General features: G+C 71.5%; 15 protein-coding genes. 8 read left to right on the forward strand and 7 right to left on the reverse strand.

The features are described 5' to 3' along the window. Positions 1 to 11 precede the first annotated feature (11 nt). The 7 genes from ACGFJ7_RS03835 to ACGFJ7_RS03865 form a co-directional block, all read right to left on the reverse strand. The gene (locus tag ACGFJ7_RS03835; RefSeq protein ID WP_360242899.1) at positions 12 to 227 is read right to left on the reverse strand and encodes a hypothetical protein; all 216 of its coding nucleotides are present in this window, start codon (positions 225 to 227) and stop codon (positions 12 to 14) included. Positions 228 to 252: 25 nt separating this feature from the next. Further along, positions 253 to 3417: a cyclic nucleotide-binding protein gene (locus ACGFJ7_RS03840; protein WP_392640725.1), complete on the reverse strand. Its 3165-nt coding sequence runs from the start codon at positions 3415 to 3417 to the stop codon at positions 253 to 255. A 210-nt stretch (positions 3418 to 3627) separates the two neighbouring features. After that, positions 3628 to 5253, reverse strand: coding sequence for a trypsin-like peptidase domain-containing protein (locus ACGFJ7_RS03845; protein WP_360242905.1), 1626 nt, complete (start codon positions 5251 to 5253; stop codon positions 3628 to 3630). Between the two features lie 39 nt (positions 5254 to 5292). Continuing rightward, a complete protein-coding gene (locus ACGFJ7_RS03850) occupies positions 5293 to 6879 on the reverse strand; it encodes a HAMP domain-containing sensor histidine kinase (protein ID WP_360242908.1) in 1587 nt (528 codons plus the stop codon). 8 nt (positions 6880 to 6887) lie between these two features. Beyond that, entirely contained in the window at positions 6888 to 7601 is a 714-nt protein-coding gene (locus ACGFJ7_RS03855) for a response regulator transcription factor (RefSeq protein ID WP_360242911.1), read from the reverse strand. A gap of 68 nt (positions 7602 to 7669) precedes the next feature. Continuing rightward, positions 7670 to 8437 (reverse strand): lysophospholipid acyltransferase family protein, encoded by a 768-nt coding sequence (locus ACGFJ7_RS03860; RefSeq protein WP_360242914.1) that lies wholly within the window; start codon positions 8435 to 8437, stop codon positions 7670 to 7672. Beyond that, entirely contained in the window at positions 8434 to 9195 is a 762-nt protein-coding gene (locus ACGFJ7_RS03865; RefSeq protein WP_360242917.1) for a GNAT family N-acyltransferase, read from the reverse strand. The genes ACGFJ7_RS03860 and ACGFJ7_RS03865 overlap by 4 nt, the downstream gene beginning before the upstream one ends. A gap of 94 nt (positions 9196 to 9289) precedes the next feature. On the opposite strand from ACGFJ7_RS03865, the gene ACGFJ7_RS03870 reads away from it, so the two are divergent. The 8 genes from ACGFJ7_RS03870 to ACGFJ7_RS03905 all read left to right on the forward strand — a co-directional run bounded on the left by ACGFJ7_RS03870 (position 9290) and on the right by ACGFJ7_RS03905 (position 19817). Then, a complete protein-coding gene (locus ACGFJ7_RS03870) occupies positions 9290 to 9946 on the forward strand; it encodes a hypothetical protein (protein ID WP_360242920.1) in 657 nt (218 codons plus the stop codon). Between the two features lie 30 nt (positions 9947 to 9976). Further along, on the forward strand, positions 9977 to 10894 hold the full coding sequence (locus ACGFJ7_RS03875) for an ABC transporter ATP-binding protein (protein WP_360242923.1): 918 nt from the start codon (positions 9977 to 9979) through the stop codon (positions 10892 to 10894). Continuing rightward, a complete protein-coding gene (locus ACGFJ7_RS03880) occupies positions 10891 to 11721 on the forward strand; it encodes an ABC transporter permease (protein WP_360242926.1) in 831 nt (276 codons plus the stop codon). Before ACGFJ7_RS03875 ends, ACGFJ7_RS03880 begins: the two co-directional genes overlap by 4 nt. A gap of 179 nt (positions 11722 to 11900) precedes the next feature. Beyond that, positions 11901 to 15620 carry a multifunctional oxoglutarate decarboxylase/oxoglutarate dehydrogenase thiamine pyrophosphate-binding subunit/dihydrolipoyllysine-residue succinyltransferase subunit gene (locus tag ACGFJ7_RS03885; protein ID WP_360243615.1) on the forward strand — a complete coding sequence of 1240 codons (3720 nt, stop codon included), beginning with the start codon at positions 11901 to 11903 and terminating at the stop codon, positions 15618 to 15620. Positions 15621 to 15678: 58 nt separating this feature from the next. Next, positions 15679 to 15858: a DUF6104 family protein gene (locus tag ACGFJ7_RS03890; RefSeq protein WP_097318060.1), complete on the forward strand. Its 180-nt coding sequence runs from the start codon at positions 15679 to 15681 to the stop codon at positions 15856 to 15858. Positions 15859 to 15874: 16 nt separating this feature from the next. Then, a complete protein-coding gene (locus ACGFJ7_RS03895) occupies positions 15875 to 16564 on the forward strand; it encodes an AAA family ATPase (RefSeq protein WP_360242929.1) in 690 nt (229 codons plus the stop codon). Between the two features lie 71 nt (positions 16565 to 16635). Continuing rightward, positions 16636 to 18705: a phosphate acetyltransferase gene (gene pta / locus ACGFJ7_RS03900; RefSeq protein WP_392640731.1), complete on the forward strand. Its 2070-nt coding sequence runs from the start codon at positions 16636 to 16638 to the stop codon at positions 18703 to 18705. Then, positions 18702 to 19817, forward strand: a complete 1116-nt coding sequence (locus ACGFJ7_RS03905; RefSeq protein ID WP_360242935.1) for an acetate kinase — start codon at positions 18702 to 18704, stop codon at positions 19815 to 19817. The genes pta and ACGFJ7_RS03905 overlap by 4 nt, the downstream gene beginning before the upstream one ends. Positions 19818 to 19888 lie beyond the last annotated feature (71 nt).

Genomic DNA, 19888 nt, shown 5'->3' on the forward strand with positions numbered 1-19888 from the left:
CCATAGGGCCATCAGTCCAGCTCCGGCATCGCCACCGCGTGGGGACGGGGACGGCAGGAGCCGCACTGCACCGCGTCGTCGACGACCAGCGCCTCGGCCCGGCGCCGGCTCTCGGAGCGGTTCACCTGAAGGATGTAGGGCCCGAACCGGGCGTGGTCCGCGCACACGCCCCGGCCGCAGAAGCGGCAGGTGGCGCGGGCGGGCTCGGCACAGAACCAGCAGAGCATCAAGCCTCCTGTGTGCACTCCGGGCTCAGCCGCCGGCTCCGCCCTCCCCGGTGCTCTGGGTCGTCTCGGGCACGTCCGGTGTGGTCGGCGGCGTCGTCGCGGGCGTCGTCGGTGGGGTGGTGGGCGGCGTCGTCTTCGGAGTCGTCGGCGGCGTGGCCGGCGGCCGGGGCGTCGTGGGACGGACGGTCGGCGACGTCGTGGTGGGCGGCGCGGTCGTCGCGGGCCGGGTGGTGGTGGACGTCGGGTCCGTCGGGTCGGTGGGGGCCTCGGGCTCGGTGGTCTCGACGGGATCATCGGTCTGTGACGGTGTGACTACAGTAGCGCTCGGCGAGGCGGGAACGCTCGCCTCGGTGGAGGGATCGGACGGGGCCGGCTCCTCCGACTCCTCCGATTCCGACGGCGCCGGGGCGCTCTCCTCCGGCGGCGCTACCGGTGCGCCGTCCTGGCAGGCGAGCTGCGCGCCGGTCGCGGGCGCGGCCGTGCCACCGACGGCGACCTTGCCCGACGAGACGGTGACGGCCGCCGGTTCGACCGAGAACCAGGCGGCGCCGGTGTTGGTGACCCGGCCCTCGCTGCGGTCGACGGTGAGGGCGAGCGGCTGGAAGGCCCCGCTCGTGCTGCCGGTGCCGGCCAGCAGTCGGCCACTCTGGAGCGAGAGCATGGCCACCGGCGCGCGGTGCCGGCCGCTCTGGACGTGCAGGCCGCCGATGCCTACCTTGCTGCCGCCGCAGACGCGGGTGGACGCCCCGCCCGGAAAGACGAGGTCGGCCGACGATCCGGCCGGCACGTCGATGGTCTCACCCAGGTCGATGTGGCGCGAGGCGCCGGCGGCCAGGGTGGCCTGCTCGCCGTCGAACGTGGCCGTCACCGGGCCGGCGCCGATGGTCAGCAGCAGCTGGTCGGACGGCATCTCGGCCCACGCCGGGCCGGCTTTGAAGTTGAGGCCGGCGAAGAAGAGGGCCCCGGTCAGTACGACCACGGCGGCCCACCGCAACCCGCGCTCGAAGCGCAGGTCGGCCGCGGGGTCGGCCTGCTCCTGGGGTGGGCCGGGCGGCACGGCCAGGGGCGGGTAGGCGTCCCGGGCGCCGGAGCTCAGGAAGCCCTTCACGGCGACCACCGGCATCTCGGATCCGGGCCGGTGGGTGGCGCCGACCAGGGGCGGCAGGTCGGAGGCGTCCGGCAGCACCCACAGCCGCACCGGCGTGCGGGACTGGGCCACCATGCCGGGGCTGCCCTCGCCGACCGGGCCGACCAGCGTGCCGCGGCGCAGCTCGAGGCCGTCGGGCAGGGCGATGACGCCGGACTCGACGACCACCGCGTGGGTGGGACCGGGCAGGATGACCGGCGCGCCCGGGTCGAGGTCGACCGGGTGGGCCGAGGCGATCAGGGCGAGCCGCTGGTCGAGATCGAGGCCGGCCAGCGCCGGGGTGTCGGCGAACAGCGCCTCGGCCTCGGCCCGGTCCTGCGGCGGCGGGCCGGGCAGCGGCCCGACCACAGTGGCCACGGTCGCGGTGGGGATGGAGAGCAGCGTCGTGCCGGCGGTGTGCCAGTCGAGCTGGGTCGATCGCCCGGTCAACGCGTTGACCAGGCCGACGACCGCTCCGGGGCCGACGTGGTGGCGGATCGTGCCGGGCGGGTCGCCGGGCATGCGGGCCTCCAGGGCGCCCTCGACGACCACCAGGACGGCCTGCTGCGAGCCGCCGGAGAGCACGACCTGGCGCCCTTTCGGCGGGTGCAGCCAGCGGGCGCGGGCGGCCAGGCCCTGCAGCGCCGGCTCGGGCAGGCCGCCGAGCTCGGAGGCGCGCAGCGCGGCCAGCCGGCGCGGGCTGTCGGCCTCGCGATCGTTCTCGGCGCGGCGCAGCCGGGAACCGGCCAGCCACCGGACGACCTTGCCGATCACGAGGAAGACGACCGGTCCGGCCACGCCGAACATGATCAGCAGGAGCAGCAGGGCGCCGAACGGCCCGGAGTGCCACAGGCCGGTGGCGGCCCCGGAGACCCGGTCGATCCAGAGCCGGTACGCCAGCACGAGCGCGAGCGCGGTCCAGGCCAGCGCGAGATAGCCGTAGAGCGCGATCAACCGCCCCTCGCGATCGAGGGTCTTCCAGCCCGGCGACCGCCGGCGCAGGCGGCCGCTCAGCCAGGCCAGCGCCCGGTCCCGCAGCTGCGGAATCTCGGTCCAGTCGGTCAGAAACTGCTGGCCGTCGCGCCGCAGCAGCGGGCTGAGCTGGAAGAACAGGCTCAGATAGCAGAGGAAGGCCAGCTTGAAGGCGAGGCCGGCCAGCGGTGGCACGGCCAGACCGGCGAGCTGGGCCACGCCGGCCAGCAGCAGCGTGCCGGCCGGGCCGGCGGCGGCGACGAGCAGGCGGGCCCGGCGCCCGGCCATCCAGACGTCGCTGGTCTCGACGAAGACCGAGGGCATTCCGTACGAGACGAGCAGGCCGGCCGCCGGCACCTCACGTCCCGTGGCCTTGACCGCGAGGGCCCGGCCGATCTCCCGGACGCCGACCACGATCAGGTTGAGCAGCACGAGCACGACCGCGCCGAGCAGGTACGAGTCGCCGGACAGGAACAGCGACCGGCTGCCCCGGACCCAGGTGACGGCGAACAGGGCCAGGCCGATCACCGCGAGCGCGCCGGTCGCGATGGCGGCGCCCCGGCCGAACAGGAAGCGGCCGCCGGCCCGGTAGAGGGTGAGGAACAGGCCGTCGGCGTCGAAGGCGAGCCGGCGGGGCCCGGGCGCGGCGGGCGACGGCAGCGGCCGGCGCCCGATCTCCTCGAGCGGGCGGAAGGCGTCCATCGGCAGCTCGTCGAGCATGCGGTGGGCGGCCAGGTCGGCCACGACCCGGCGGACCTGGTCGGGGGCGAGCCGCCCGGCGATCCGCGCGAACTCGGCGACCAGCCGGGTGACCGTGTTCTCGCCGTCCATGAGCAGGGCGAGCTGCCACTCCTCGTCGGTCAGCCGCAGGTATCCGGCCCGGCTGCCGTCGTCGGGCGAGCGCAGCAGCAGGTAGGCGCCGCCGCGGGCGTCGGCCAGCTGCACGGCCTCGACGCCGGCGCGCAGCACCGGCCGGGCCCGGGACGGGTTGAGGCGGTCGACGACGGCGCCCCAGAGTCCCGGATCGCCGGACTCACCCGGGGTGCGCCCGGCCACGGCCTCCCAGACATTTGTCTCGACGTGCGATGTCACGGAAGGGCGCGCCTTTCACTGCCTCGGTGTCGCCCATGGGCGATGGCGAATGGCAGATTAGGCCGTCCGGACGGCCTAAAGCGAGACCCACGTGCCGATTTGTGGCGTTTTCCCCGTAATCGGAGAATGACACCGGACAAACGTACGGCGGGCGGCGCGGCAACCCCCTTGCCGCACCGCCCGCCGTCGCGGGAGGGAACTGCTGGTCTTTTACTTGGACTCGGCCAGCGTGACGGTGACCGTCTTCTTGGCGCCGTCCCGGGTGTACTCGAGGGTCATCTGCTGACCGACAGCGCCGCCCTGGACCGCGGCCACCAGGTCGTCGGAGTCGCCGATGCTCTTGCCGTCGGCCGAGGTGATGACGTCGCCCTGCTGGAGGCCGGCCTTGGCGGCCGCACTGCCCGCGGTGACCTGGCTGACCAGGGCGCCGCCGTTCTCCCCGTCGGCCACGCTCACGCCGAGCGCCGGGTGGCTGACCTTCTTGCCGGCCATCAGGTCCTCGGCGACCTGCTTGGCCTTGTCGCTCGGGATGGCGAAGCCGAGGCCGATGTTGCCGCTGCCGCTGCCCTGGGTGGCGATCGCCGAGTTGATGCCGATGACCTCGCCGAGGGTGTTGACCAGGGCACCACCCGAGTTACCGGGGTTGATCGGCGCGTCGGTCTGCAGCAGGCCGGACATCGTGGTGCTGGAGCCCGACTGCGGCTGGCTCTGGCCGCCGAACGGGTTCTGCTGCTGCGGCTGCTCTTCCTCGCTGCTGGACTGGATGGTGCGGTCCTTGGCGCTGATGATGCCGGCGGTGACCGAGCCCTCCAGGCCGAGCGGGCTGCCGATCGCGAGCACGGTGTCGCCGACCTGCATCTTGGCGCTGCTGCCGAAGGTGGCGGGCTTGAGGTCGGACAGGCCGACCTTGACCACGGCCAGGTCGGTGCGCGGGTCGGTGCCGACGATCGAGGCCGACGACTTCTTGCCGTCGGCGAAGATCACGGTCACCGAGTCACCCTGGGCGGTGGCGACCACGTGGTTGTTCGTGACGACGTAGCCGTCCTTGGTCAGTACGACGCCGGAGCCCTCACCGGTCTCGGTCTTGATCGACACAACGCTGTCCTGCACGGCCGAGGCGATGGTGGCCAGCGACGAACGATCGACCACCTCCTTCTTGGTGACCGACGAGTTGCCGGTCTGCACCGTGGGCGACGAGTTGTCGTCGTCGAAGGCCAAGGCGGTCGCGGCGCCGACGCCGCCGGCGCCGAGCGCGATCAGCACGGCCGCGGCGCCGGCGATCAGGATCTTGCGGCCCCGGGTGTTGCGCGGCCGCTGCTGCTGGTCGACGGGGGCGGCCCAGGCCGGCTGCCCGTCGGAGGCCCAGGTCTGGCCCTCGCTCCAGGCCTGGCCCTCGGCGGTGCCGATCTGGGGCTGCGTCTGGGTGGTGCCGCCGGGGGCCCAGGCGCCCGGCGTGCCGGCGTAGGCCGACTGCTGCGCGTAGGGCGACTGGGGCTGCTGCGGCGGGCCGTAAGGCTGGTAGCCGGGGTGTTGGTAGCCGGCGTGCTGCTGCCACGGGGACGGCTGCTGCCACTGGGGAGCGCCGGACTGGGGAACGCCGGGCTGGGGAGCGCCCGACTGGGGAACGCCGGACTGGGGAACGCCCGACTGAGGAACGCCGGATTGGGGAACGCCGGACTGAGGGGCGGCGGCCGGCGGACCCCACTGCGGGGTCTGCGGCGCGGCCGGGGGAACGACGGGCTGCGCGGCCGTCGGCTCCTCAGACTGTCCCCGCTCCGGGCTGCTGCTCTCAGAGGAGGCGTCCGCGGGTCGCGGGTCGGTCTCGTTCTCGTTCATGCCCACAACATTGCCCCGTCGCGCTCGTACCGACCTGTGTTAGCCCTGGATGTTTTCTGTGAAGCCTTTATCCCGATTTAGCGTAGGCAAAGTCACCTTGAAGGTGGCCCCCTGCCCCGATTCCGAGATCACCTCAACGGTTCCTTGGTGTGACCTGACGATCGCCGCCACGATGGCCAGCCCCAGACCGGTGCCCGTGGCCGCCCGCTGGGTGTTGCGGGTCCGCGCCTCGTCCACCCGGTAGAACCGCTCGAAAATATGCGATTTCTGGCTCTCTGTCAGCCCCGGTCCGGTGTCGGACACCTCGAAGGCCGCCCGGCCGTCCGGCTCGGCGTAGACCCGCAGGGTCACCGTCGCCTCCGGCGGCGTGTGCACCAGGGCGTTCGTCATCAGGTTGCCGATCACCTGGCGCAGGCGGGCGTCGTCGCCGTCGACGACCAGGCTCTCGGCGCTGTCGCGGACCTCGAGCTCGATGGTGCGCTCGGGCGCGGTGGCCTGCGCGGCCTCGACCGCGTCGAGGGCCAGCACCGGCAGCTCGACCGGGGCCAGATTGAGCGGCCGCTCCCGGTCCAGACGGGCCAGCAGCAGCAGGTCCTCGACGAGCAGGCCCATCCGGGCCGCCTCGTCCTCGATCCGGCGCACCAGCTTGGCGACGTCCTCGGGGTTGGTGACCGCGCCCTGGCGGTACAGCTCGGCGAAGCCGCGAATGGTGGTCAACGGCGTACGGAGCTCGTGCGAGGCGTCGGCCACGAACTGCCGCATCTTGCCCTCGGAGCGCACGGCCCGCGACTCGGAGTGCTGGGCCGCCTCGGCCGCCTCGTTGGCGACCGCCTCCGCCGCGCGGGCCGCCGCCTCGGACTCGGCGCGGGCGGTGAAGGCCGCCTCGATCTGCGCGAGCATGGCGTTCAGGGCCCGGGAGAGCCGGCCCAGCTCGGTCGTCGGCGGGCCGTCGTGCCCCTCGGGATCGGGCACGCGCCGGGTCAGGTCGCCGGCGCCGATCGCGGCCGCGGTGCGCTCGATCTGGTGCAGGGGGATGAGGCTCTGCCGGACCAGGGCGGCGCCGACCGAGGCGAGCGCGATCAGCACGCCCACGCCGACCAGCAGGTCGACCCAGAGCAGCTGACTGACCGCCTGTTTGATCACCGAGACCTTCTCGGCGACCTGGAGCACGGCGCCGCTCTGGTCGACGATGACCAGCACCCGCCACTCGACCTTGCCGTTCACCGACTTGGTCGTGTACGGCTCACCGAGCACCGCGTTGACGTTGTCGAGGCCCTTGACCAGCGGCGGGTAGTCACCCTCGGCCAGGTCGAGATCGCCCTTGGCCACGCCGTCCTCGGGGTCGCGCACGCCGCTGACCGAGCTCAACGAGACGAAGAAGTCGGCCGGCACCGGGATCCTGATGTCGTAGCGCACCCGGGCGATCGTCGCCGCGTAGACGCTGATCGACGAGTCGACCCGCTTGAGCAGGTAGTTGTGCAGGGCGTAGGTGCTCGCGGCGCTTATCGCGACCAGCGCCGCGAAGACCAGCGTCAGCACGGAGGCCACCAGCTTGACCCGCAGCGGGACGGAGCGCAGGCTGCCCTGCAGCGGGAGCGTGGTGCGTACCCGCTCGGTGAGGGTCACGGCGCGGCTCAGACGGCGGGTTTGCGGAGCACGTAGCCGACGCCGCGAAGGGTGTGGATCAGGCGCGGCTGCACGTTGTCGACCTTGCGGCGCAGGTACGAGATGTACGACTCGACGATGTTGTCGTCACCGCGGAAGTCGTACTTCCAGACGTGGTCGAGGATCTGCGCCTTGGACAGCACCCGGTTGGCGTTGAGCATCAAGTAGCGCAGGAGCTTGAACTCGGTGGGCGAGAGCTGCACGCGCTGACCGGCGCGGTAGACCTCGTGGGTCTCCTCGTCGAGCTCGAGGTCGGCGAAGACCAGGCGCGACGGCTCCTCGTCGCCCTGCGTCGTGCGGCGCAGCACCGCCCGGATGCGGGCGGTGAGCTCCTCGAGGCTGAACGGCTTGGTGACGTAGTCGTCGCCGCCCAGGGTGAGGCCGCGAATCTTGTCGTCCGTGCCGTCCCGGGCGGTCAGGAAGACCACGGGGGTACGCTGGCCGCCCTCGCGCATGAGCCGGATGACCTCGAAGCCGTCGAGGTCGGGCAGCATCACGTCGAGGACGACGAGGTCGGGGGTGGAGTTTTTCGCCGCGCTGACCGCCGCGCTGCCGCTCGTCGCGGTGCTCACGTCGAAGCCGGCGAATCGAAGGCTGGCGGAAAGCAGCTCGAGGATGTTCGCGTCGTCCTCGACGACGAGCAGTTTCGCCTCGGCCTGCTTGGGCTGGGTCTGAACGGCCATGACACCCAGTATTTATCAGTCCGCTGCGACTGGCCTGCACGGCGGCTGAAAGTTTTCTGAAAGACGGCTTAGGCCGCCAGGCGGTATCCGGAGACGCGGAGCGAGGACTGCGCGGCGCGGGCGAGCACCTTGCGGTCGGCGCCGGCGGCGGGGCGCAGCGCGGGAGCGGTCACGAGGGTGACTGTCAGCTTCTTGAGAGCGGCGACCCGGCGTACGGAATCCCACAGGGTGTCGTCGCCGATGAAGGCGGCCGCCGTCGAGTCGTAGACGAGCGAGGCCGGCACCACGGGAGCGCCCGCGTCGATCGCGGCCTGGAACAGCGCCGGCCGGAAGGCGCCCTGGTTGGCGCCGCAATAGGTGGTGCCCTCGGGGAACGCCGCGACCGTCCGGCCCGACCGCAGCGCCGCGGTCACCTCGGCCACCGTGGCCGGCAGCGCCTTGGGCCGGGAGCGGTCGATGAAGATCGCGCCGGACAGGCCGGCCAGGGCCCCGATACCCGGCCACGAGCCCACCTCGCCCTTGGCCACCAGGCGCACCGGCGCCGACGCCATCAGCACCAGGATGTCCAGCCAGGAGACGTGGTTCGCGACCAGCATGCTGCCCGGTTTCACGGCCGGGCCCTGCCGGACCACCCGGATGCCCAGGACCGCGAGCATCGCGCGGGCCAGGGTGCGCAGCGCGACCCCGCGCAGCAGGGGCACGAGCAACAGACCCCCGGCGAGTACGCCGGCCAGGGTGACCATGCGCAGGAAGCCGGCACCGGGAAGCACCCGCCGGTCGGCGCCGTCCCGGCACAGCGCGGTGCACCCGGACACCGGCTGCCACAGGGCGATCATCGGGTCGCTCCCAGGAAGTGGCGGCGGTACCGCGGGTCCAGCCGGTCCATGGAGAACAGCACGTAGAAGTCGGCGCAGTCGAAGTCGGGGTCGTAGGCCGGTTCGCCGCAGACCCAGCTGCCGATCCGCAGATAGCCCTTGAGCAGGGCCGGCGGCTGCACCTTGGGGTCGCCCTCGAGATCGGTACCGGCCAGCCAGTTGCGGCGCGGGGTGACCCGCAGGGCGGGCGGCGAGAGGTGCTTGTTCCGCACCCGGGCCCAGACGCCGGCCGCGGTGACGCCGCCGTCGTCGAGCGGCACCGAGGCGCAGCCGCCGAGCCAGCGCAGGTTGTTCAGGTGCAGGTAGCGGGCCAGGCCGGCCCACATCAGGTTGACCACCGCGCCGCTGCGGTGGTCGGGGTGCACGCAGGAACGGCCGGTCTCGACCAGCTGGTCGCGCAGCGGGCGCAGGCCGGCCAGGTCGAACTCGCCGTCGCCGTAGCGGCGGCCGGCGCGCTCCGCGGCCTTCGGCGGAAGCATCCGGTAGGTGCCGACCACCGCGCCGGACGCGTCGTCGCGCACGATCAGGTGGTCGCAGAACTCGTCGAACTCGTCGACGTCGCGCCCGTCGGCGGAGGCGGGGAGACGGGCGCCGAGCTCGCCCGCGAAGACGTCGTGTCGCAGCCGCTGCGCGGCGGCGACCTGCTCGGGGTCGTCGGCGATGAGCAGGGTGTAGCCGCTGGTCCCGGTGGGGGCGGCGGCGGTAAGTAATACGGCCATGTGACTTGTGTAAGGGTGACACCTGCCGATGGAATGTCGGTCCAGGTGGCGATTCATGGCTACAAAATGAACGGCTTGTGCGAGCCTTCCTCACATGCTCATTCCTGCTCGTTACAACGGGCCACCGGGCACCGGGAACGGTGGATGGTCGGCCGGGGCCTTCGCGGTCGCGGCCGGGGCGCGGCCGGGCGGGCCGGTCCACGAGGTGACCCTGCGGGTACCGCCGCCGCTGGAGACCGAGCTGCGGCTCGAGGGCGGGTCGGTGCTCGACGGCGACACGCTCGTGGCCTCTCTGTCCGAGGTCGGCGGGGCGCTGTCACCGGTCCCGCCGGTCGGGTTGCCGGAGGCGGCCGAGGCCTCGACGTCGTACCCCGGCTTCACGGCGCACCCCTTCCCCACCTGCTACGTCTGCGGGACGGAGCGCCCGGACGGGCTGCGCGTCTTCTCCGGGCCGCTGGCGGACGGGCGTACGGCCGCACCCTGGTCCGTGCCCGAACAGGCGGATCTGCCGGTGGTCTGGGCCGCGCTCGACTGTCCCGGCGGATGGGCGGCGTTGAACAGCGGGCGGACGTACGTGCTGGGACGCATCGCGGCCGACGTCGCCGCGCTGCCCGAACCGGGCACGACCTGCGTGATCATGGGCGCCGCGGTCGAGTTCAGCGGCCGCAAGGCGCTCGTGAACTCCACGGTGTACGGACCGGAGGGTGATCGAATCGCCACGGCACGGGCCACATGGATCGCCACGGTTTAGTAGGTTGACCTTTCCCAGACCTCGGAAGGGATGTCGATGAGCACCGACGAGATCGTCGTCGAGCACCTCACGAAGCAATACAAACGTCTACGTGCGGTGGACGATCTCTCGTTCAGCGTCCGCACCGGCCGGGTGACCGGGTTCCTCGGTCCCAACGGCGCGGGTAAGACCACCACGTTGCGGATGCTGCTCGGGCTGGTCACGCCGACCTCCGGCCAGGCCACCTTCGGCGGTACGAAGTACGTCGACCTGCACGACCCGATCAAGCACGTCGGGGCCGTGCTCGAGGCGTCCAGCGCCCACCGCGGCCGCACCGGACGCAACCACCTGCGGATGATCTGCCGCGCCGCCGGCCTGCCGGACAGCCGGGCCGACGAGGTGCTGACCATCGTCGGGCTCACCCCGGCCGCCAACCGCAAGTTCAAGGGCTACTCGCTGGGCATGCGCCAGCGGCTCGGCATCGCCGCGGCCCTGCTCGGCGACCCGCGCGTGCTGATCCTCGACGAGCCGGCCAACGGCCTCGACCCCGAGGGCATCCGCTGGATGCGCGACCTGCTCAAGGCGCTGGCCACCGAGGGGCGCACCGTGCTCGTCTCCAGCCACCTGCTGGGCGAGATGCAGCTGCTGGCCGACGACGTGGTGATCGTGGCGGCCGGCAAGCTGATCCGGCAGGGCCCGGTCGACGAGGTGCTGGGCACGATGGGCACGGGTGCCCACGTGCGGGTCCGCACCCCGCAGCCGGCCGAGCTCAAGGCCGCCCTCTCCGAGCTGAACGCGACGGCCACCGAGCAGTCCGACGGCTCCCTCATGGTGATCGGGGCCGAGGCCGCCGCCATCGGCCACGCCGCCTTCACCGCCTCGGTCGAGCTGCACGAGCTGGCCACCGAGCGCGGCGACCTCGAACAGGTGTTCCTTCAGCTCACGGCCGGAAAGGCGGGCATCCGATGAGTCTCGGCCTGGTCAACGCGGAGCTGTTCAAGGTCCGTACCACCTCGATCTGGTGGATCCTGGGCATCGTCCTGGTGCCGTTGTACGCGGCGAGCGTGCTGGCCAACTGGGCCACGTTCGCCACCACCGACCCCGCCACCACCGATGGCGCGACCGACGTCCAGGCCGAGCAGGTGCAGGCCGCGCTCGAGCCGGTGAACGTGGCCACCACGATGTACACCAGCGGTCAGTACTTCGGCATCCTGATCGTGGTGCTGCTCGCCGCGATCATCGTGACGAGCGAGTTCTTCCACCTGACGGCCACTACCACGTTCCTGACGACGCCGCGGCGGGAATCGGTCATCCTGGCCAAGTTCGGCGCCGCGATCGCGGTCGGCCTGATCGTCTGGCTGGCGACCACGGTGATCAACCTGATCGTCGTACCACCGATCATGTCGAACCTGGATGTGCCCACGCAGCTCGGCTCGGGCGACGTCTGGCGGGCCATCGGGCTCAACGCGCTCGCCTTCATCCTGTGGGCGATCCTCGGTGTCGGCGTGGGCGTGCTGATTCGCAGCCAGATCGCGGCCACCCTGGTCCTGGCCATCTCGTACGTGGTCGGCAGCGCGGCCCTTCAGCTGGTGTTCTTCCTGCTCAGCCAGTGGGTGGCCGAGTGGATCAACAAGCTTCAGGTGCTCGTTCCGACGACCGCGTCGCAGCTGATGATCTCCGGGACCGACCTTCCCGGTAACCCTCCGCGATGGGTTGGCGCCGCCGTGCTGATCGGCTACGCCGCCCTCACCGGAATCATCGGCACATTGATCACCAAGCGTCGCGACATCTCCTGACCCATCCGACCGCCCCACCACCACCCTTAAGCGGATCAATAGCTTTCTCCCCGTCACACAACCGACGTGGGGACAGTTCGCCTCTAGGGACGGCGTAGCCTGGATGCCGAATCCTTCCCGTCCCATGTGACGGAAACAGTCGCGTGCTGACAAACATGGTGAAAGAGGCGAACACGGAAGTGTCGACCCAGCAGACCTCTCATGAGAACCCACTCGCGGACTTCGGTCCCAACGAGTGGATCGTCGACGAGATGTACCAGCGATACCTGGCCGACCCCACCAGCGTCGACCCCGCATGGCACGACTTCTTCGCCGACTACAAGCCGGCGATGGCCACGGGATCGATCGTGACGCCCGACGAGGCGACCGCGGCGAACGCCACCGCGAGCGCCAAGCGCGCCGGCACCGACGCGCCGGCCGCCACCACTGTGGCTCCCGTCAAGCCGACTGTTCCCGCTCCTGAGAAGCCGGCCGCCAAGCCGGCCCCGGCCCCGAAACCGGCGCCCAAGCCGGCCCCGGCCGAGGCCAACGGCAAGGCCGCCGAGGGTACGAAGACCACCACGCTCCGCGGTGTCGCTGCCAAGATCGTACAGAACATGTCGGCCTCGCTGGAGGTGCCGACCGCCACATCGGTGCGCACGGTCCCGGCCAAGCTCATGGTCGACAACCGCATCGTGATCAACAACCACCTCCAGCGCGGCCGGGGTGGCAAGGTCAGCTTCACCCACCTGATCGGCTGGGCGCTGATCCGCGCGGTCATGAAGCACCCGGAGATGAACAACTCGTTCGCCGAGGTGGACGGCAAGCCCGCCCTGGTCCAGCCGGAGAGCATCAACCTCGGCATCGCCATCGACCTCGCCAAGAAGGACGGCTCGCGCACGCTGGTCGTGCCGTCCATCAAGGGCTGCGAGAAGATGGACTTCCGTAAGTTCTGGCAGGCGTACGAGGACGTGGTCCGGCGCGCCCGCCGCAACGAGCTGACCATGGACGACTACGCCGGCACGACGATCTCGCTGACCAACCCTGGCGGCATCGGCACGGTGCACTCCATCCCCCGCCTGATGACCGGCCAGAGCGCGATCATCGGCGTCGGCGCCATGGAGTACCCGGCGCCCTACTCCGGCATGAGCGACGAGACCCTGACCGACCTCGGGGTCAGCAAGGTCACCACGCTGACCAGCACGTACGACCACCGAGTCATCCAGGGCGCGCAGTCCGGCGAGTTCCTCAAGGCGATGCACGAGTTCTTGCTCGGCGACCACGCCTTCTACGACGAGATCTTCACGTCGCTGCGGATCCCGTACGAGCCGGTCCGCTGGGTCCGCGACGTCGCGCACACCTCCGAGGGCCAGATCGACAAGGCGGCCCGGGTCGTCGAGCTCATCCACGCGTACCGCGTGCGCGGCCACCTGATGGCCGACACCGACCCGCTCGAGTTCGAGATCCGCCGCCACCCCGACCTCGACGTGCTCCAGCACGGGCTGACCCTGTGGGACCTCGACCGGACGTTCCCGGTGGGCGGCTTCGCCGGCAAGCAGAAGATGAAGCTGCGCGACGTGCTCGGCGTCCTGCGCGACACCTACTGCCGCCGGGTCGGCATCGAGTACATGCACATCCAGGGCCCCGAGGAGCGGCGCTGGATCCAGGACCGCATCGAGATCAAGTACACCAAGCCCGACGCGGACGAGCAGAAGCACATCCTCAACCGGCTCAACGCGGCCGAGGCCTTCGAGACCTTCCTGCAGACCAAGTTCGTCGGCCAGAAGCGGTTCTCGCTCGAGGGCGGCGAGTCGCTGATCCCGCTGCTCGACGCAGTGCTCGAGTCGTCGGCCGAGGCCGGGCTGGACGAGATGGTCATCGGCATGGCCCACCGCGGCCGGCTGAACGTGCTGGCCAACATCGTCGGCAAGCCGTACGAGAAGATCTTCAACGAGTTCGAGGGTCAGATGGACCCGAAGTCGGCCCACGGCTCCGGTGACGTCAAGTACCACCTGGGCCAGACCGGCAAGTACACGGCGCCCGACGGCGAGCACGCCACCACCGTCAGCGTGGTCGCCAACCCGTCCCACCTGGAGGCGGTCGACCCGGTGCTCGAGGGCATCGTCCGGGCCAAGCAGGACCGCCTCGACCTGGGCCTGCACGGCTACACGGTGCTGCCGGTGCTGGTGCACGGCGACGCCGCGTTCGCCGGTCAGGGCGTGGTCGCCGAGACGCTCAACCTCTCGCAGCTGCGCGGCTACCGCACCGGCGGCACGGTGCACGTGGTCGTCAACAACCAGGTCGGCTTCACCACCGCGCCCGAGTACAGCCGCTCGTCGCTCTACTCGACCGACGTGGCCCGGATGATCCAGGCGCCGATCTTCCACGTGAACGGCGACGACCCCGAGGCCGTCGTGCGGGTGGCCAAGCTGGCCTTCGAGTACCGCCAGGCGTTCAACAAGGACGTCGTGATCGACCTGGTCTGCTACCGCCGCCGCGGTCACAACGAGGGCGACGACCCGTCGATGACCAACCCGCGGATGTACGAGATCATCGACACCAAGCGCTCGGTGCGCAAGCTCTACACCGAGGAGCTGATCGGCCGCGGTGACATCACCGTGGACGGCGCCCAGGAGCAGCTGCGCGACTACCAGTCCCAGCTGGAGCAGGTCTTCAAGGCGACCCGTGACTCGGCCGGCACGCCGCCGCGGCCGCGGGTGATCTCCGAGGAGGCCGAGCCCGAGGTCGACACCGCCGTCGACGCGTCGGTCGTCCGCGCGGTCGGTCAGGCCCACATCGAGCTGCCCGAGGGCTTCACCCCGCACAAGCGGGTCCAGCAGCTGCTCGAGCGCCGGGCCAAGATGGGCAACGACGGCGGCATCGACTGGGGCTTCGGCGAGCTGGTCGCGTTCGGCTCGCTGCTCAGCCAGGGCGTCACGGTCCGGCTGGCCGGACAGGACTCGCGCCGCGGCACGTTCGTCTCCCGGCACGCCTCGGTCGTCGACGCCAAGACCGGCAAGGACTTCCTGCCGCTGTCCACGCTGGCCACCGGCAACGCCCGGTTCTTCGTGCACGACTCGCTGCTCAGCGAGTACGCGGCGATGGGCTTCGAGTACGGCTACTCGGTGGAGAACCCGGAGGCGCTGGTCCTCTGGGAGGCGCAGTTCGGTGACTTCGTCAACGGCGCCCAGTCGATCGTCGACGAGTTCGTCTCCTCCGGCGAGGTGAAGTGGGGCCAGAAGTCGTCGCTGGTGCTGCTGCTTCCGCACGGCCAGGAGGGCCAGGGCCCCGACCACTCGTCGGGCCGTCCCGAGCGGTTCCTCCAGCTCTGCGCGCAGGACAACATGCGGGTGGCCAACCCGACCACCCCGGCGAACTACTTCCACCTGCTGCGCCGCCAGGCCCTGTCCAGCAAGCGCAAGCCGCTGGTGGTCTTCTCGCCCAAGTCGCTGCTGCGCCACAAGCTCGCGGTGTCGTCGGTCGCCGACTTCACCCAGGGCACGTTCCAGCCGGTCATCGGCGACGCCGGGATCAACGGCACGCCGCTGGACGCCGCCTCGGTCAAGCGGGTCCTGCTCTGCTCGGGCAAGGTCTACTACGACCTGTTCCAGGCCCGCGCCGAGCGCGGCATCACCGACACGGCGATCATCCGGATGGAGCAGATCTACCCGCTGCCGGTGAACGAGCTCAAGGCGATCCTGGCCCAGTTCCCCAACGCCGAGGACTACGCCTGGGTCCAGGAGGAGCCGGCCAACCAGGGTGCCTGGTCGTTCGTCGCGCTCAACCTGCTCGAGCACCTCGAGGGCGTGCGCCTGCGGCGGATCTCCCGCCCGGCCGCCGCCGCGCCGGCGGTCGGCTCGGCCAAGATGCACGACGCCGAGCAGACGGCGCTGATCGAGGCCTCGCTGCCGCGTCCGTGACGCTGTTCTAAGAGGGGGCGCTCCGCTGCGGCGGGGCGCCCCCTCTTACTATCCGGGCATGTACTTCACCGATCGCGGCATCGAGGAACTGGTCGAACGGCGTGGCCAGGAGACGGTCACGCTGGAGTGGCTGGGCGAGCAGCTGCGGACCTTCGTCGACCTGAACCCGGAGTTCGAGACGCCGATCGAGCGCCTGGCCACCTGGCTGGCCCGCGACGACGAGGACGAGGACGAATAGGTCGCCGATCCGGCGGGTGGAGCTCTCCGCCGACGCCGAGATCGACCGTACGCAGTGGTGGGCGCGGATCCCGGCGGTCCGTGCCCTGCTCGAGCACGGGCTGAACATCCCGCCCGGGGTGACGTTCCTGGTCGGCGAGAACGGGTCGGGCAAGTCGACGCTGATCGAGGCGCTGGCCGTGGCGACCGGGCTCAACCCGGAGGGCGGCTCACGGTCGGCCCGGCACTCGACCCGGGTCACGGAGGCGCCGCTCGGCGAGGCGCTGCGGGTCATCCGTACGCCCGGCAAGCGCGTCAACTCGTACTTCCTCCGGGCCGAGACCACCCACGGCCTGTACACGTACCTCGAAGGTCTCTCCGGCGACAATCCGGACGGCGGGCTGCACGAGCAGAGCCACGGCGAGGGGTTCCTGGAGCTTCTGACCCGCAAGTTCCGGGGGTACGGGTTCTATCTGATGGACGAGCCGGAGGCGCCCCTCTCCTTCACGTCGACGCTGGGGCTGCTCGGGATGCTGGACAAGCTCCGCGCGGACGGCGCGCAGGTCGTGATCGCCACGCACTCGCCGCTGCTCACCGCCCTGCCCGGGGCGACGATCCTCGCGCTCGGCCCCGACGGCATCGCGAAGGTCGCGTGGGACGACCTGGAGGTCGTGGCGAACTGGCGCGGGTTCCTGGCCTCGCCGACCGCGTACCTGCGTCATCTGTGACAGGCATGGCGTCATCCACAGTTAGGACTTTCGGCCCGGCGGCCGCCAAGCCCGGCCGGTAGGTTTGGTCCGTGGCACGAAGTGTGTATGTGACCGGTCTCGGACCGAGCGTCGGCAAGGGCACGGTCGCCCTCGGGCTGGTCGAGTTGCTGTCCCGGCAGGTGGCGCGGATCGGTGTCTTCCGTCCGCTGGTCGCCGCCGCCGAGGACGATCCGCTGCTGACCTTGCTGACGAAGCGCTATCCGGTCGTGGCGCCGTACCCGGAGTCGTACGGCGTGACCACGGCCGAGGCGAGTGCGCTGGTGGCCGACGGCAAGTGGGAGGAGCTGATCTCCCGCATCGTCGAGCGCTACCGCGAGGTCGAGCGGCTGGCGAGCTCGGTCGTGGTGATCGGCAGCGACTTCGCGGGCCCGGCCAAGGACCGCGATGAGATGCCCCGCGAGCTGGGCTTCAACGCCCGGCTGGCCACCGAGTTCGGCAGCGTGGTCATTCCGGTGATCAGCGGTGCCGACCGGGGGCCCGAGTCGCTGGTGGCCGCCGCCCGCAGCGCCTACCACTCCTTCACCGACCTCGACGCGACCGTCCTGGCCGTCATCGCCAACCGGGTGCCGTCGTTCGAGATCGCCGATCCCGGCCTGCCGGTGCCGACCTGGACCATCCCCGAGGTCGCGGCCATCAGCGCGCCGACCGTGGCCGAGGTGGCGGCCGCGCTCGACGCGACGGTCGTCTCGGGCGGGGCGAGCGCGCTCGACCGCGACGTGCTCGACTACGTGGTCGGCGCCGCCCACGTGCCGGCCCTGCTCGACCACCTGACCGACGGGGCGCTGCTGATCACCCCCGGCGACCGGGCCGACCTGCTGGTGGCGGCCAGCGCCGCCCACGCCGCCGGGAACGTGACGCTGGCCGGCCTGGTGCTGACCCTCGGCGAGCGGCCCGACGAGCGCGCGGTCCGGGTGATCGAGCGGCTCAACACCGGCCTGGCCATGCTGGTGGTCGACTCCGACAGCTACCACACGATCTCGGCCGCCGGCCGCATCGAGGCCCGCCTCGGCACCGGCACGCCCCGCAAGATCGAGGCCGCGCTCGGCGCCTTCGAGGAGAGCGTCGACACCGCCGAGCTGACCCGCCTGCTCGACGTGACCCGTTCCAGCCGGGTCACCCCGTTGATGTTCGAGAACGACCTGATCGACCGGGCCCGTGCCGAGCGACGGCATCTGGTACTGCCCGAGGGCACCGACGAGCGGATCCTGCGGGCCACCGAGACGCTGCTGCGGCGCGGGGTCGCCGACCTGACCCTGCTCGGCGTCCCCGACGAGATCACCCGGCGGGCCCGCGAGCTCGGCCTCGAGATCGGCGGCGCCCGGCTGGTCGACCCGGAAACGAGCGAGTGGCGCGACGAGTTCGCCGCCACCTACGCCGAGCTGCGCAAGCACAAGGCCGTCTCGCTCGATCTGGCGTACGACGTGGTCCGCGACGTCAACTACTTCGGCACCCTGATGGTGCAGGCTGGCAAGGCCGACGGCATGGTCTCCGGCGCCAACCACACGACCGCGGCCACGATCCGCCCCGCCTTCGAGATCATCAAGACGGTCCCGGACGTGTCGGTGGCCTCCAGCGTGTTCTTCATGCTGCTGGCCGACCGGGTGCTGGTCTACGGCGACTGCGCGGTCAACCCCGACCCGGACGCGGCCCAGCTGGCCGACATCGCGCTCTCCTCGGCCCGTACGGCGGCCGCCTTCGGCCTCGAGCCCCGGGTGGCCATGCTGTCCTACTCGACCGGCAGCTCCGGCGCGGGCGCCGACGTGGAGAAGGTCGCGGCGGCCACCGCCCTGGTGCGCGAGCGCGCGCCCGAATTGCCGGTCGAGGGCCCGATCCAGTACGACGCGGCCATCGACCCGGCCGTGGCGGCGACCAAGCTGCCCGACAGCGCGGTCGCGGGCAAGGCGACGGTCTTCATCTTCCCCGACCTCAACACCGGCAACAACACGTACAAGGCGGTGCAGCGCTCGGCCGGCGCCGTCGCCGTGGGGCCGGTCATGCAGGGCCTGCGGCGACCGGTGAACGACCTGTCCCGCGGGGCGACAGTCAAAGACATCGTCAACACAGTGGCGATCACAGCGATCCAGGCGGCGGCGCGATGACTCGGGTTCTGGTCCTCAACAGCGGTTCCTCGTCGGTGAAATACCGGCTCTTCGACGGGACCGGCACGGTCGCGAAAGGTCTCATCGAGCGGATCGGTGAGACCGGCGGCGACACGGCCGACCACCGCGCCGCGCTCCAGCAGATCATGGACTCGGTCGACCTGGCCGGCCTGGCCGCGGTGGGCCACCGGGTGGTGCACGGCGGGCCCGAGTTCAGCCGGCCGACGGTCATCGACGACGAGGTGGTCGCCCGCATCGAGTCGCTGGTGCCGCTGGCGCCGCTGCACAACCCGGCCGCGCTGACCGGCATCGAGGTGGCCCGCAAGCTGCTGCCGGACGTGCCGCAGGTGGCCGTCTTCGACACGGCGTTCCACGCCACGATCCCGCCCGAGGGCGTGACCTGGGCGATCGACGCCGAGCTGGCCGAGCGGTGGCAGATCCGGCGGTACGGGTTCCACGGCACCTCACACGCGTACGTGGCACGCAAGACCGCCGAGTTGCTGGGCCGCCCGGTCGAGGACACCAACGTGATCACGCTGCACCTCGGCAACGGGGCCAGCGCGTGCGCGGTCCGCGGCGGCCTCAGCGTGGCCACGTCGATGGGCATGTCGCCGCAGGGCGGCCTGGTGATGGGCACCCGCAGCGGCGACATCGACCCGACCGTCGTCTTCCAACTGCACCGCGTGGCCGGCCTGCCGATCGAGGAGATCGAGAACAGCCTGACCCGCCGCGCCGGCCTGCTCGGCCTCACCGGCGAGAACGACCTGCGGGCCGTGATCGACCGCCGGGGCGCGGGCGACCCGGCGGCCACGCTGGCCTTCGACGTCTACTGCCGCCGCATCCGGGAGTACGTCGGCGCCTACCTGGCGGTGCTCGGCCGGGTCGACGCCATCACGTTCACCGCCGGCGTGGGCGAGAACTCGGCCCCCGTCCGCGCCGCTTCGCTGTCCGGGCTGGAGGCCCTGGGCATCGAGATCGACCCGATCCGCAACGCGAGCGGCGAGCCGGTCATCTCCCCGGACGGCACCCGCATCCCGGTCTGCGTCGTACCCACCGACGAGGAGCTGGAGATCGCCGACCAGTCCCGGACGGCGCTCTCCCTCCCCCGCTGACGGCCGGCGCGGGGTCAGCCCCGCTTACGGCCGGCGCGGATCAGCCCGCTGACGGCCGGCGCGGATCAGCC

Source organism: Actinoplanes sp. NPDC048988 (genome assembly GCF_043197815.1).
In the GTDB taxonomy this organism is placed as follows: domain Bacteria; phylum Actinomycetota; class Actinomycetes; order Mycobacteriales; family Micromonosporaceae; genus Actinoplanes.